Annotated in this window: 11 protein-coding genes; 10 read left to right on the forward strand and 1 reads right to left on the reverse strand. The window is 66.8% G+C overall.

The features are described from left to right. Positions 1-17 precede the first annotated feature (17 nt). The 10 genes from tsaE to Q376_RS0116200 all read left to right on the forward strand — a co-directional run bounded on the left by tsaE (position 18) and on the right by Q376_RS0116200 (position 12,424). Positions 18-521 (forward strand): tRNA (adenosine(37)-N6)-threonylcarbamoyltransferase complex ATPase subunit type 1 TsaE, encoded by a 504-nt coding sequence (gene tsaE, locus Q376_RS0116155; RefSeq protein WP_052365423.1) that lies wholly within the window; start codon positions 18-20, stop codon positions 519-521. Then, positions 518-2,029: an N-acetylmuramoyl-L-alanine amidase gene (locus Q376_RS0116160; protein WP_245598977.1), complete on the forward strand. Its 1,512-nt coding sequence runs from the start codon at positions 518-520 to the stop codon at positions 2,027-2,029. The genes tsaE and Q376_RS0116160 overlap by 4 nt, the downstream gene beginning before the upstream one ends. Positions 2,030-2,042: 13 nt before the next feature. Continuing rightward, the gene (mutL, locus tag Q376_RS0116165) at positions 2,043-4,043 is read left to right on the forward strand and encodes a DNA mismatch repair endonuclease MutL (protein WP_052365424.1); all 2,001 of its coding nucleotides are present in this window, start codon (positions 2,043-2,045) and stop codon (positions 4,041-4,043) included. A gap of 160 nt (positions 4,044-4,203) precedes the next feature. After that, entirely contained in the window at positions 4,204-5,109 is a 906-nt protein-coding gene (miaA, locus tag Q376_RS0116170) for a tRNA (adenosine(37)-N6)-dimethylallyltransferase MiaA (RefSeq protein ID WP_245598978.1), read from the forward strand. Positions 5,110-5,356: 247 nt separating this feature from the next. Beyond that, complete coding sequence (gene hfq / locus Q376_RS0116175; RefSeq protein WP_027351190.1) at positions 5,357-5,608, forward strand: RNA chaperone Hfq; 252 nt, start codon at positions 5,357-5,359, stop codon at positions 5,606-5,608. 17 nt (positions 5,609-5,625) lie between these two features. Then, the gene (gene hflX / locus Q376_RS0116180; RefSeq protein ID WP_027351191.1) at positions 5,626-6,933 is read left to right on the forward strand and encodes a ribosome rescue GTPase HflX; all 1,308 of its coding nucleotides are present in this window, start codon (positions 5,626-5,628) and stop codon (positions 6,931-6,933) included. 376 nt (positions 6,934-7,309) lie between these two features. Further along, complete coding sequence (gene hflK, locus Q376_RS0116185; RefSeq protein ID WP_027351192.1) at positions 7,310-8,737, forward strand: FtsH protease activity modulator HflK; 1,428 nt, start codon at positions 7,310-7,312, stop codon at positions 8,735-8,737. Continuing rightward, positions 8,734-9,618 carry a protease modulator HflC gene (gene hflC, locus Q376_RS0116190; RefSeq protein ID WP_027351193.1) on the forward strand — a complete coding sequence of 295 codons (885 nt, stop codon included), beginning with the start codon at positions 8,734-8,736 and terminating at the stop codon, positions 9,616-9,618. The genes hflK and hflC overlap by 4 nt, the downstream gene beginning before the upstream one ends. A 265-nt stretch (positions 9,619-9,883) precedes the next feature. Next, positions 9,884-11,068, forward strand: coding sequence for an ATP phosphoribosyltransferase regulatory subunit (locus Q376_RS0116195; RefSeq protein WP_027351194.1), 1,185 nt, complete (start codon positions 9,884-9,886; stop codon positions 11,066-11,068). A 60-nt stretch (positions 11,069-11,128) separates the two neighbouring features. Continuing rightward, entirely contained in the window at positions 11,129-12,424 is a 1,296-nt protein-coding gene (locus tag Q376_RS0116200; RefSeq protein WP_027351195.1) for an adenylosuccinate synthase, read from the forward strand. Between the two features lie 458 nt (positions 12,425-12,882). Here the strand turns inward: Q376_RS0116200 and Q376_RS0116210 are convergent, their stop codons facing one another. After that, positions 12,883-13,698 (reverse strand): 2,3-dihydro-2,3-dihydroxybenzoate dehydrogenase, encoded by an 816-nt coding sequence (locus Q376_RS0116210; RefSeq protein ID WP_081803620.1) that lies wholly within the window; start codon positions 13,696-13,698, stop codon positions 12,883-12,885. Positions 13,699-13,701: the final 3 nt, after the last annotated feature.

A 13,701-nucleotide genomic window follows, 5' to 3' on the forward strand; every position in this document is an offset into this window, starting at 1 on the left:
TCTTCACGAGAGCCAGCATGCCGCGCAGTTCCCGTCCCAACACTCGCCAGCGAGTCGAGCTGCTCGCCGACGAGGCCGCCCAGGTCGAGCTCGGCGTCCGGCTCGGTCGCTGCCTCGCCTATCGGGGCTGCGTGTTCCTGATCGGCGAGCTCGGTGCCGGCAAGACCACGCTCGCGCGCGGCGTGCTGCGCGGCCTCGGTCACCTCGGTGCGGTGAAGAGCCCGACCTATACCTTGCTCGAGCCCTATGCGATCGGCGAGGCGCGGGTCAATCATTTCGATCTCTATCGTCTCGGCGACCCCGAGGAGCTCGAATTCATCGGCGCCCGCGAGCTGTTCGAAGGCGATGCTCTGAATCTGATCGAGTGGCCTTCGCGCGGCGCGGGCTGGTTGCCGCCGGCCGACCTGGTGGTGGAACTGAAAGTGATCTCCAGCGGACGCGAGGCCACCCTCACCGCGGCCAGCGAACATGGAGAATCCGCCTTGGGTAGATTAGCGCGCAGTTCTTCGGAGGCAGAGTGAAGTCATTGGTGTTTTCTCATCCGAGCCTGCATCGCGGGTTCATCCTGCTTGCTCTGCTGCTCTGCGTGCTGGTCCAGTGCTTCCAGTCGGCCCAGGCGGCCGAGCTCGGTAATATCCGCACCTGGAGCCAGGATGGCACCACGCGAGTGGTGTTCGATCTCGACGACGACGTCGACTATCAGGTCTTCACGCTCGATGACCCCATGCGCCTGGTGGTCGATTTCAAGAACACCAAAGTGGCGGGCGACATCGCTTCCGCCGCGGCGAACGAGCCATTGTTCAAGTCGGTGCGCTGGGGCGTGCGCGACGGCCTCGACCTGCGCGTGGTGATCGATCTCGCTCGGCCGGTGGTCTACAGCCAGTTTCCGCTCGGTCCCGCGGCTGGCGCTACCGGTAGCCGGCTGGTGGTCGATCTCCAGCAGGGCCAGGGCAGCAACGGCGATGACGCCGTGCTCGCCGCGGCGCGCCAGCAGATCGGGGTCACCGATGCCGACGAGGCACAGCGCGATCCGATCGCGGCGATCATCAGCCAGCAGGAGGCCAATGCGCGCCGTCAGGCGGCGACTCCGCCGTCTTCGCCACAGATCGCCGAGGCCACCAGCCCGACCGCCAACCAAGGGCGCGGGCGCGACATCGTGGTGGTGATCGATCCGGGCCACGGCGGTAAGGACCCGGGGGCGCTCGGTGCCAACGGCACCCGTGAGAAGGATGTGGTGCTGGCGATCGCCCGTCGGCTGAAGGCGCGCTTCGACGCCGCGCCCGGCTTCACCGCCAAGCTGACCCGCGACAGCGATGAGTTCATCCCCTTGCGTGGACGCACCGAGATCGCTCGACGCAACCATGCGGACTTCTTCGTCTCGATCCACGCCGACGCGGCCAAGTCGCGCACGCCGCGCGGCTCCTCGGTCTACGCGCTCTCCCAGCACGGGGCGACCTCCGAGGCGGCCCGCTGGCTGGCCCAGTCCGAGAACAGCGCCGACCTGATCGGCGGGGTCGACGGTGATCTCAGCCTCAACGACAAAGACGAGATGCTGCGCGGAGTGCTGCTCGACCTGAGCATGACTGCGACGGTCAACGCCTCGCTCAGCGCCGGCACCCACCTGCTCAGCCAGCTCGGGCGCTTCAACCGGTTGCACAAATCGCAGGTCGAGCAGGCCGGCTTCGTGGTGCTGAAGTCGCCCGACATCCCTTCGCTGCTGGTCGAGACCGGCTTCATTTCGACCCCGGCCGAGGAGGCGCTGCTGAGCTCCGGTGCGCACCAGGACCAGCTCGCCGGGGCGATCTTCGGCGGCATCAATACCTATTTCCAGCAGCATCCGCCGCCCTCCACCTATCTCGCCCAGCAGATCCGTGGAGGCGGGCTCGCCAGCGGCCAATACCGGGTGCGCAGCGGCGATACGCTGTCCTCGATCGCCCAGCGCCAGGGCGTGACGATGGCCGAGCTCAAGCGCGCCAACGCGCTCGAGACCGACGTCGTGCGCGCCGGGCAAGTGCTGCACATACCTTGAACCGGAGGCCCGCATGAGCGACGCGACATCGAGTGAGCGAACGGCGGCCGGGAACCGCCGGCGCATCCAGGTGCTTTCGCCGCGGCTGGCGAACCAGATCGCCGCTGGCGAAGTGGTCGAGCGTCCTGCTTCCGTGCTCAAGGAGCTGGTCGAGAATGCGATCGACGCGGGCTCCCGGCGGATCGAGATCGAGCTCGAGGCGGGGGGCGCCAAGCTGATCCGGGTGCGTGACGACGGCAGCGGGATCGACGCCGAGGACCTGCCGCTCGCGCTCTCGCGCCATGCCACCAGCAAGATCGCCACCCTCGACGAGCTCGAGGGAGTGGCAAGCCTCGGCTTTCGCGGCGAGGCGCTGGCGTCGATCGGCTCGGTCGCGCGGCTGGAGCTGTTCTCCAACGTCACCGACGAACCGGCGAACGGCTGGCGGGTGGTCGCCGAAGGGCGCGACATGGCGTCGAGGGTCAGTCCCGCGCCGCATCCGCGCGGCACTTCGGTGGCGGTGCGCGATCTGTTTTTCAATACGCCGGCGCGGCGCAAGTTCCTGCGCACCGAGAAGACCGAGTACGGCCATCTCGAGGAGGCCTTCAGGCGCCTGGCTTTGTCGCGCTACGACATCGGCTGGGTACTGCGCCACAACCAGAAGGGCATCCACCAGCTGCGTCCCGCCGCGAGCCTCACCGAGCGCCGTGCCCGGGTCGCCGCGCTGCTCGGCCAGGAGTTCGTCGCCAATGCGCTGGACGTGGAGGTCGAGGCCACCGGACTCAGGCTGTGGGGGTGGGTGGGCCTGCCGACCCACACCCGCGCCCAGGCCGACCAGCAGTACTTCTTCGTCAATGGCCGGGTGATCCGTGACCGGCTGGTCGCTCACGCGGTGCGCCAGGCCTATCGCGACGTGCTGTTCCACGGCCGCCAGCCGGTGTTCGTGCTCTATCTGGAGCTCGACCCCAAGGTGGTCGACGTCAACGTCCACCCGACCAAGCACGAAGTGCGTTTTCGTGATTCCCGCCTGGTCCACGACTTCCTCTTCTCCAGCCTGCACCGTGCGCTGGCCGATACCCGCGCGGGTGCGGCGGCCGGTGCGGTGAGTGAACAGGGGGAAGAGGCAGGGCAGGAGGCGCGGATCGACCCGCTGACCGGTGAACTGCTCGACGCTGCGGCCGGTAAGGCTGGTGAGCCGCCGGCCTGGCGCCAGCAGTCGATCTCGCTCGGCGAGCGTCGCCCCGACTATCCGGGCGGCGGCGGCGGGGCGAGGGAGGGCGGTATCGAGCGGCCCAGCGGCGATCGGGTGCGCGCCTTCCTCGATGGCTACCGGGCGCTTCACCCGCGCGATCAGGAAGCCGCGCTGCTCGCACCCCGCGGGCGCGACGATGGAGTCTCCGAGCCGAGCATCGATCGGGCCGGGGACGAGGCGCCCGAGGTGCCGCCGCTGGGCTACGCCGTCGCACAGCTCCATGGTGTCTACATCCTGGCCCAGAGCGCTCGGGGCCTGGTGGTGGTCGATATGCACGCGGCCCATGAGCGGATCACCTACGAGCGTCTGAAGCGCCAGTTCGAAGCCGGCCGGGTCGAGGCGCAGCCGCTCCTGGTGCCGGTCTCGATCGCCCTCTCCGAGGCCGAGGTCGAGCTGGCGCTGGCGGAGGCCGAGGGTTTCGCCCGGCTCGGTGTCGAGCTCGACGCCGCTGGCCCCGAGACCCTGCTGGTGCGCCAGATCCCGACGCTCTTGATCAAGCGCCAGGGGCAGGAGAACGTCGAGCCCTTGATCCGTGAAATGCTTGCCGAGCTGTCGCGCTATGGGCGCAGCGACCTGCTGCGCGGGCGGATCGACGAGATCCTCTCGACCATGGCCTGCCACGGCAGCGTGCGTGCCAATCGCAGGCTGACCATCGAAGAGATGAATGCGCTGCTGCGAGACATGGAGATCACCGAGCGCAGCGGTCAGTGCAACCACGGCCGCCCGACCTGGACCGAGCTCGGCATGCGCGACCTGGATCGGCTGTTCCTGCGCGGGCAGTAGCCGCCTGCTCAAGGTGTCAACCCGTGCTGGCTTCGGCTAGACTGCCGGGCCCTGACGCCGCACCCACCATCCCCGGGTGCGGCCGCGTTTCGACAGAGCTTCGATGGACGACCGGATGCCTTGCCACCGCCAAGACCCGCGACCGTTGGCGATCTTCCTCATGGGCCCGACCGCCGCAGGCAAGACCGACGCTGCGATCGCGCTGCACGAACGGCTCGACTGCGAGCTGATCAGCGTCGACTCGGCGATGATCTATCGCCAGATGGACATCGGTACCGCCAAGCCGAGCGCGCAGGAGCTTGCCCGAGCGCCCCATCGGCTGATCGACATCCTCGACCCGGCGCAATCCTACTCGGCGGCCGATTTTCGCCGCGACGCGCTGGCGGAGATGACTGCGATCACCGCCCGTGGCCGGACACCGCTGCTGGTCGGTGGCACCATGCTCTACTTCAAGACCCTGCTGGAGGGCAACGGCGGGCTGCCGTCGAGCGACCCAGCGCTTCGCGCCGCGCTCGAGGCCGAAGCGCAGCGCCGTGGCCTCGCTGAGCTGCACCGCGAACTCGCCGCGGTCGACCCGCAGTCGGCTGCGCGCATCCATCCCAACGACCCCCAGCGACTGCTGCGCGCGCTCGAAGTGCAGCGCCAGACCGGGCGCTCGCTCACCGAGCACTGGCGGGCGCAGCGCGCCGAGCCGCTGCCGTGGCGGGTGCTTCAACTCGCCCTGGTTCCCGCCGACCGTGCCGCTCTGCACGCGCGGATCGAGGCGCGTTTCGATGCGATGCTCGCCGCCGGGCTGGTCGATGAGGTGGCGGCGCTGCGCGCGCGCGGCGACCTTCATGCATCGATGCCGTCGATGAGAAGCGTCGGTTATCGTCAGCTCTGGCGTTACCTGGATGGGGAGTGCGATTGGGCCACGATGCGCGCCCAGGGGATCGCGGCGACCCGCCAGCTGGCCAAGCGCCAGCTGACCTGGTTGCGCAGCTGGCCCGAGCTTCTCACGCTCGAGGTACCGCGCGACGACATCGATCCGGCGCTCTTGAAAATTGTGCGAGGCGCCGGCACTTAGCGTAGACTGGTCGTCCGCGAACGAAGCCGACATTTAGTGTTCAAACGTTCGAGTACGGGTGGTTTCGACCCGTACCCAGGGCACCGGCTTCGGGCCGAATTGGGGCTCGGCGAGCGTCCCGGTGACGTACCCCTGTGCGGCCCATCCAAGATTTCGGTTGGGGGCGCGGGTACGGAGGGTGGCGCGTCGTGCCGTGAGATCGACCACAAGACCCCAAAAACGCGGCATCTTTTTTTCGGAGAGCAACATGTCCAAAGGACAGTCACTACAAGATCCCTACCTGAACATCCTCCGCAAGGAGCGGATTCCGGTTTCCATCTTCCTGGTCAACGGCATCAAGCTGCAGGGCCAGATCGAATCCTTCGATCAGTTCGTGATCCTGCTGCGCAACACGGTCAGCCAGATGGTGTACAAGCATGCCATCTCCACCGTGGTGCCGTCCCGCAACGTGCGCCTGCCGGCCCCGGATGCAAGCGTTACCCCCGGTCAGGACCAATGATGACGACGAGGCGCTGATTGTTCTTCGAACGTCCCGATTCGGGTGAAACGGCCATCCTGGTGCATATCGAGTTCCAGGATGGCCGGGAGCCCGAGGACCCCATGGAACTGCTCGAGCTGGCGCGCTCCGCAGGTGCCATTCCCGCCGCGCTGATCGAAGGTAGCCGCCGCTACCCTGAAGCCCGCATGTTCATCGGCGAGGGCAAGCTGGAAGAGGTGCGCGAAGCGCTCCAGGCCCACGAGGCCGAGCTGGTGATCTTCAACCACGCCCTCAAGCCCTCCCAGGAGCGCAATCTCGAGAAGGAGCTCAAGTGCCGGGTGCTCGATCGCACCGGGCTGATTCTCGACATCTTCGCCCAGCGCGCGCGCACCCACGAGGGCAAGCTGCAGGTCGAGCTCGCCCAGCTCGAGTACATGTCTACCCGCCTGGTGCGCGGCTGGACCCACCTGGAGCGGCAGAAGGGCGGTATCGGCCTGCGCGGTCCCGGCGAGACCCAGCTCGAGACCGACCGGCGGCTTTTGCGCGCGCGGATCCGCCAGATCAACAAGCGCCTCGAGAAGGTACGCAGCCAGCGTAGCCAGAACCGGCGCGCCCGCGACCGGGCAGAGATCCCCTCGACCTCGCTGGTGGGGTACACCAACGCCGGCAAGTCGACGCTGTTCAACGCCTTGACCGCGTCCGACGTCTACGCCGCCGATCAGCTCTTCGCCACCCTCGACCCGACCCTGCGCCGGCTCGAAGTCGCCGATGTCGGCCCGGTGGTGCTGGCCGATACCGTAGGCTTCATCCGCCATTTGCCGCACAAGCTGGTGCAGGCGTTCAAGGCGACGCTCGAGGAGGCCGCCGAGGCCGATCTGCTGATCCACGTGATCGATGCCGCCGACCCCGATCGCGAGGCCAACATCGCCCAGGTCGATGCGGTGCTGGAGGAGATCGGTGCGCAGGACGTGCCGCGATTGCTGGTGATGAACAAGATCGACCTGCTGGGCAGCCAGCCGAGGCTCGAACGCGATGCCCAGGGCCGGCCGCATACGGTCTGGCTCTCGGCACGTGACGCCCAGGGATTCGAGCTGTTCCACCAGGCGCTCTCCGAGCTGCTCGCGGTGGATCTGGTCGAGCTTTCGCTCAGGCTGGCGCCGCACAAGGGCTGGCTGCGTGCGCAGCTGCACGAGCTCGGGGCGGTGCGTGAGGAGCACTACGACGAGCAGGGATATGCCTGTCTCGATATTCGCCTGCCGCAGCGCGACTTCCTTCAGCTGCTCTCGCGCGGTGAGGAGAACCCTAGGGACTATCTGCCTGCCGAGGCCTTCGCCTCCGATTATTGAAGCGAAGATTTGGCTCACACCCTTCACGCTTGGCCGTTTTGGCCCTAGTGTGGAGCCGAGGCGGCGTCGCTCTATCAGCTCAGCTAACGTTAAGCTCGAGCCTGATGCGGGTGGCGCCGCTTTGGTGTTAGCTTGTCGGCACCGACATTAGGCTTTGCGATTCATATGGTTGATAATGTGCACAGCCGATGGAACGGGGGTTGATACTGTTTTCGCCGCTTCATGCGGACTTGGCGGCTAGCATATCGAAGATGCATTTGTTGCGGCTTCGGCGCTTGCCTTGCGCGCGGCGGCAGCGATGACCACAGCGCGATGATCGAAGCCGGGCCACGTTGACGAGCGTGGGCGGGTGGCGACGAACTCTTGGAGAGGATGTATGGCTTGGAACGAGCCAGGTAATGGTGGCAACGACAAGCGCCACGACCCCTGGGGCAGCGGCAATCGCAAAGACGAGGGCAGTGACCAGGGGGGCCGAGACGATGACAAGCGGCCGAACGATCCCTGGGGCGGTGGCAACCGTGGCGGCAAGGGTAGTGGCCGTCCGCCGGATCTCGACGAAGCATTGAAGAAACTGCAAAACGGGCTGGCTGGTCTGTTCGGCGGTAAGAAGCGCTCCAACGGTGGTGGCGATGGCGGCAGCGGTGGGCGCAAGCACAGCGCGCTGATCCTGCCGGCGGTGCTGGTGGTGGTCGCCCTGGGCGTCTGGGCCGGCTCCGGTTTCTATCTGGTCGATCAGTCCGAGCGCGGCGTAGTCCTGCGTTTCGGCAAGTATCACGACACCGTCAACCCCGGTCTGCACTGGAACCCGCCGCTGGTCGACAGGGTCAGCCTGGTCAACGTCACCGAGGTGCGTTCGTTCCAGCAGAACTCCTCGATGCTCACCAGCGACACCAACATCGTTACCGTGCGGATCTCGGTGCAGTATCAGGTCGCCAATCCCCGCGACTTCGTGCTCAACGTACGCGAGCCGGAGCAGAGCCTGCGCAATGCGCTGGACTCGACCCTGCGCCATGTAGTCGGCGCCAGCGGGATGCAGAACGTGCTGACCAGTACCAGCGAAGTGCAGGAAGTCCAGCAGGCTGACGACACCTCCCCGTCGCAGGTCGAGGATGAGAGCGCCAATCCGGATGCGGTGCCTTTGATCAGCATGACGCCGCCGGTGCAGGATTCGCTGCTCAGCGGTCGCGAGGAGCTCGGGCCTGCCGTCGCCGAGCGGCTCCAGCAGGCGCTCGACGCCTACCGGGTCGGCTTGAGGCTGCAGACCGTCAACCTCGAGAGCACCCAGGCACCCGACCAGGTCCAGGATGCGGTCGACGACGTGATTCGCTCGCGCGAGGATCGCCAGCGCTCGATCAACGAGGCCCGCGCCTACGAGAACGCGCTGCAGCCGCAGACCGAAGGGGAAGCGCAGCGCCTGATCGAAGAAGCGACCGGCTATCGCAACTCGGTGGTATCCGACGCTCGCGGTCAGACCAGCCGCTTCCTCGCGGTGCTCGGCGAATATCGTCAGGCCCCTGAAGTGACTCGCGAACGCCTTTACCTGGATGCGCTGAGCTCGATCTACGCTCGCAGTCCGAAAGCCCTGGTCGATCTCGACCAGAACAACAACTCGATGATCTACCTGCCGCTCGATCAGCTGCGTGGACGCGGCCAGGACGGGCAGGGGGCTCAGGTCGACCCCGACGAGGTGCGCCGGCTCGAGTCGGTCTCCCGGCAGACGGTCGACCAGGTCATCAACCGCCCCGGCCGTACCGAGGCCCAGAGCGGTAGCAACACCAGCGGTCTGCGGGAGGGACGGCAATGATCAACAACCGCGCATTGGTCATCATCGCGCTGCTGGCGGTCATCGCCTGGATCGCCAACGCTAGCTTCTACGTGGTCGACGAGACCCAGCGGGCGATCAAGCTGCGCTTCGGTGAAGTGGTCGAGGCGGACATTGCGCCGGGCCTGCATCTGAAATGGCCTTTGATCAACACCGTGCGGACGTTCGACGCCCGCGTGCAGACGGTGGAGAGCAGCGAGAGCCGCTTCCTCACCGCCGGGCGTAATGCGTTGATCGTCGACTCCTACGTCAAGTGGCAGGTGACCGACCCGAACCTGTTCTACGAGTCGACCCGTGGCGACATGGCGCGTGCCGAGAGCCTGATCGCACCGCGCGTCGATGAGAGCCTGCGTAACGCTTTCGGTAGCCGCGACGTCAGCACCATCATCAGCGAGGACCGTGATGAGATGCTGCTCCAGCCGATGGCGAACCTCGATCGTGCGATGCGTCAGGAAGTCGGCGTGGCGATCCTCGACATTCGCTTGAAGCGTGTCGAGCTGCCCCGCGAGGTGACCCAGGCGGTGTTCGAGCGGATGCGCACCGAGCGCCATGCCGAGGCGCGCCAGTATCGCGCCCAGGGTCTCGAACAGAGCGAGCGTATTCGCGCCCGCGCCGATCGTGAGCGCCAGGTTGCCCTGGCCACCGCGCGTCAGCAGGCCGAGACGCTGCGCGGCCAAGGGGATGCCGAGGCTTCGCAGATCTATGCCAACGCCTATCAGCAGGACAGCGAGTTCTTCCGCTTCTACCGCTCGCTCGACGCCTATCGCACCAGTTTCAGCGGCGATGGTGATATGCTGATACTGAGCCCCGACAGCGAGTTCTTCCGCTACTTCAGCAATCCGCAGGGCGAGGCTCAGAACTAGGCTTCGATTCCCGCGGCATCCGGCGCTCCTGGCGCCGGATGCCGTACGGGATGGCACGCCGCTGCAAGCGTGGTAGAATCCGCAAAACCGGGCGCGCCCCGGTTTTTTTGTGGCCGAGTCGCGACGCGCTCCCGCCGTTTCCGACCAAGGGAAACGATCGCCCGGCCGCTTCATCGCAGTCCGACGTTTCGCCAGCGCCATCCGGCGCCTCCTTGGTTGGCCGCGCGACAACGTCCGAGCAGTCAAACTTCTAGGGCATCCAGACATGACCATGGCCGATCGCTGGCTTCTTCCCGACGGCATCGACGAGGTGCTCCCGCCCCTGGCGCTGCGCATGGAGTCGCTGCGTCGCGCGCTTCTCGATCTTTACCATCGCTGGGGCTACGACCTGGTCGTGCCGCCGCCGGTGGAATTTCTCGATTCACTGCTGACCGGTACCGGCAGCGATCTCGAGCTGCAGACCTTCAAGCTCACCGACCAGGCGAGCGGGCGGATGATGGGGCTTTCCGCCGACGTCACCCCGCAGGTCGCGCGGATGGACGCCCACTCCCTGCGCCGTCCCGGCCCCTCGCGGCTGTGCTACTGCGCCAATGCGCTGCGTGCCACGGCGGACCAGTACCAGGGAGGGCGCAATCCGGTGCAGCTCGGCCTCGAGCTGTTCGGCCATTCAGGTATCGACGCGGATCTTGAGATCGTTCGCCTGGCGCTAGAGAGCCTCTATCTCGCTGGCGCCACCGATGTCCACCTCGCCTTCGGTCATATCGGCATCTATCGCGTGCTCACCGAGGCTGCGGGGCTCGACGCCGCGCTCGAGCGCGACCTGTTCGAGGCGATCGAGCGCAAGGCCTATACCGAGATCGATGCGCTGCTCGAAGAGGCCGAGATCGACGCCTCCCTGCGCCACATGCTGGCCCGCCTGCCGAGGCTGCACGGCGGTCTCGAGGTGATCACCGAGGCGCGCGAAGCCTTCGTCGACATGCCCGAGGAGATCTCCGCCCAGCTCGAGCAGTTCGAGCACCTGGCTCGACGCATCGGCGCGGAGCACCCGGAGGTCGAGCTCTACTTCGATCTCGCCGAGCTTCGCGGCTATCAGTACCACACCGGCGTGGTGTTTGCCGCTTACGTACCCGGCTATGGTCAGGCGCTGGTCAAGGGTGGACGCTACGACGACACCGGACGCGCTTTCGGGCGTTCGCGGCCGGCGACCGGCTGCTCGATGGAGCTCAAGCTGCTCGCGGGACTTCGCGAGCAGCTGCCGCCGTGCGACGGTATCTGGGCGCCCGCCGGGGAGAATGGCGAACTGGAGGCCGTCGTCGCCAAACTGCGCGCGGCCGGTGAGCGGGTGGTCCAGGCGCTGCCTGGGCAGGTCACCGGCCCGCTGGATCATCGCTGCAATCGCCGTCTCGAGCGAATCGACGGCGAATGGCGCTGTGTGCCGCTCGACGCATGAGCACCCCGCGCCGCCAGACCAGGACAATTCCGGCATCACACGTTACAGAGGCAAACCGCCATGGGTAAGAATGTCGTCGTGCTCGGCACGCAATGGGGCGATGAAGGGAAGGGCAAGGTCGTCGACCTGCTGACCGAATCCGCTTCGGCCGTCGTGCGTTTCCAAGGGGGCCACAACGCTGGCCATACGCTGGTGATCGATGGCAAGAAGACGATCCTGCGCCTGATCCCCTCGGGGATCCTGCGCCCGGACGTTACTTGCGTGATCGGCAATGGGGTGGTGCTCTCTCCCGATGCGCTGCTCAGCGAGATCGCCGAGCTCGAAGCGAGCGGCGTGCCGGTGCGTGAGCGCCTGCGCCTGTCGCCCGCCTGCCCGCTGATCCTGCCCTACCACGTCGCCCTCGACGTCGCCCGCGAGAAAGCGCGCGGCATCGCCAAGATCGGCACCACCGGCCGCGGCATCGGGCCGGCCTACGAGGACAAGGTCGCGCGCCGCGGCCTGCGCCTCGGCGACATGCTTCACCGCGAGCGCTTCGCCAGCAAACTCGGCGAGGTGCTCGATTATCACAACTTCGTCCTGACCCGTTACCACAACGAGCCGGCGATCGATTTCCAGCGGGTGCTCGACCAAGCGATGGAGATGGCCGAGGAGCTGCGCCCGATGGTCTGCGATACCGTGGGCTTCGTCCACGACCTGCGCAAGGCGGGCGAGAACATCATGTTCGAGGGGGCCCAGGGATCGTTGCTCGACATCGACCACGGCACCTATCCCTACGTGACCAGCTCGAACACCACCGCCGGTGGTACCGCCACCGGCTCCGGCGTGGGTCCTTTGTATCTCGACTACGTCCTCGGGATCACCAAGGCCTACACCACCCGTGTCGGCTCCGGGCCCTTCCCGACCGAGCTGTTCGACGAATTCGGCCGCCACCTCGCCGAGCGCGGCCATGAGTTCGGCTCCAACACCGGCCGTGCCCGCCGCTGCGGCTGGTTCGACGCCGTCGCGCTGCGCCACGCGGTGATGATCAACTCGATCTCCGGTATCTGCCTGACCAAGCTCGACGTACTCGATGGACTCGAGAACATCCGTGTCTGCGTCGGCTACCGCGCCAAGGATGGTGGGCTGATCGACAGCCCGATCGATACCGAAGGGTACGAGGCGATCGAGCCGGTCTATCACGACCTGCCGGGCTGGAGCGAGTCGACCGTCGGGGTCAAGCGGGTTGAGGACCTGCCCGCCAATGCGCGTGGCTACATCAACTTCCTCGAGAAGGAAGTGGGCACCCCGATCGCGATCATCTCGACCGGTCCGGACCGCTCCGAGACCATCGTGCTGCACAACCCGTTCGACGACTGAGCCTTATCGTCTCCGAGCGCGAAACGCTCCGCCAATCCCATGGCGGAGCGTTTCAGATTAATGACAAACCCCTTCTAGACCCAGCGGCGCTCTCGATCCTGGCGAGTCGAGAACCGTTTTCGCCCCAACGAACCTATCGCTCGTTTAGATGCGAGGGGCGGACCCCTCGCGCTCCCCCTTTAGGGGGACGCGCCGCCACAAGAGCGCGAAACCCTGGCCGATCAATCGCTTGCCCTCGGGTCGGCGCGCATGGACGTCCCTGTCCGGGCGCGCCTTTTGCGACATCCATGTCGCAAACCCCGGTGCAATCGATTGCCTGCCAGCGCGCTCTTGGAGGCGGCTGGAAGCCATCGTGGCATCTTCGAATACTTTGTCAGCAGTCTAAAACGCTCCGCCAATCCCATGGCGGAGCGTTTTCGTTTCGGCAGGCGCCTTCCGCCATCGCCTAGGCGTGGCATTCAGCCAAGGTCGAAGGTGGCGCCGCCGTCGATACGCAGGTCGTGCAGGGTGATGTGCCCGGCACGGGGGGAGAGCAAAAACAGGATCGCGTCGCTGACGTCGTCGGGGGTGGCGATCTTGCCCAGCGGGATGCCGGCCTTGAAGCTTGCGAGCGAGCCTTCGATCACCTTGGCCCGGCCGCTCTCGTCCGCCCACATGCCGCGCTGCATGTCGGTGTCGGTGGAGCCGGGAGAGACGACGTTGCAACGGATGCCGTATTCGGCGAGCTCGAGACCGAGGCAGCGGGTCAGCTGGGTCGCCGCGGCCTTGGAGGCGGCGTAGGCGCCCATCTCCATCCGCGGGGTACCGGCGGCGTTGGAGCTGACCACCACGATCGCACCGCGACGGCGCGGGATCATCCGGCGCGCCACCGCGCGGGCGAGGCGGAAGGGGCCGCCTGCGTTGATCGAAAGCGCCCGCTCCCATTCGTGATCCTCGAGATCGACCACCCGGCCCATCTGCAGCACGCCCGCGACGCTTGCGAGGTGATCGATCGGCCCGTGGATGGCCTCGGCCGCGGCGACGGCCTGGTCGACGGCCTGGGTGTCGGCGACGTCGAGCGGATGCAGCGAAAGCCTGTCGCCTGCGTCGAGCGCGGCGGCGAGCCGTTCGAGTCCATCTCGCTTCAGATCGAGCGCGGCGACCCTCGCGCCCTGCTCGAGCAGGCGTCGCACCAGGCACTCACCGATGCCCTGGGCGGCGCCGCTGACCACTACCACCTGGCCTTCGAACTCTCGCTCCCGAGGGGGGGGCGAGAGGGTCGTTTCACCACTCATCTC

Origin of the sequence: Halotalea alkalilenta DSM 17697, assembly GCF_000621205.1 — a bacterium.
GTDB classification, from domain to species: Bacteria; Pseudomonadota; Gammaproteobacteria; order Pseudomonadales; family Halomonadaceae; genus Halotalea; species Halotalea alkalilenta.

Excerpts from the sequence above, each read along its gene's own strand:
- tsaE (WP_052365423.1), top strand. The coding sequence starts at position 18 with ATGCCGCGCAGTTCCCGTCCCAACACTCGCCAGCGAGTCGAGCTGCTC.
- mutL (WP_052365424.1), top strand. The coding sequence starts at position 2,043 with ATGAGCGACGCGACATCGAGTGAGCGAACGGCGGCCGGGAACCGCCGG.
- miaA (WP_245598978.1), top strand. The coding sequence starts at position 4,204 with ATGGGCCCGACCGCCGCAGGCAAGACCGACGCTGCGATCGCGCTGCAC.
- hfq (WP_027351190.1), top strand. The coding sequence starts at position 5,357 with ATGTCCAAAGGACAGTCACTACAAGATCCCTACCTGAACATCCTCCGC.
- hflK (WP_027351192.1), top strand. The coding sequence starts at position 7,310 with ATGGCTTGGAACGAGCCAGGTAATGGTGGCAACGACAAGCGCCACGAC.
- hflC (WP_027351193.1), top strand. The coding sequence starts at position 8,734 with ATGATCAACAACCGCGCATTGGTCATCATCGCGCTGCTGGCGGTCATC.
- Q376_RS0116195 (WP_027351194.1), top strand. The coding sequence starts at position 9,884 with ATGACCATGGCCGATCGCTGGCTTCTTCCCGACGGCATCGACGAGGTG.
- Q376_RS0116200 (WP_027351195.1), top strand. The coding sequence starts at position 11,129 with ATGGGTAAGAATGTCGTCGTGCTCGGCACGCAATGGGGCGATGAAGGG.
- Q376_RS0116210 (WP_081803620.1), bottom strand. The coding sequence starts at position 13,698 with ATGAGTGGTGAAACGACCCTCTCGCCCCCCCCTCGGGAGCGAGAGTTC.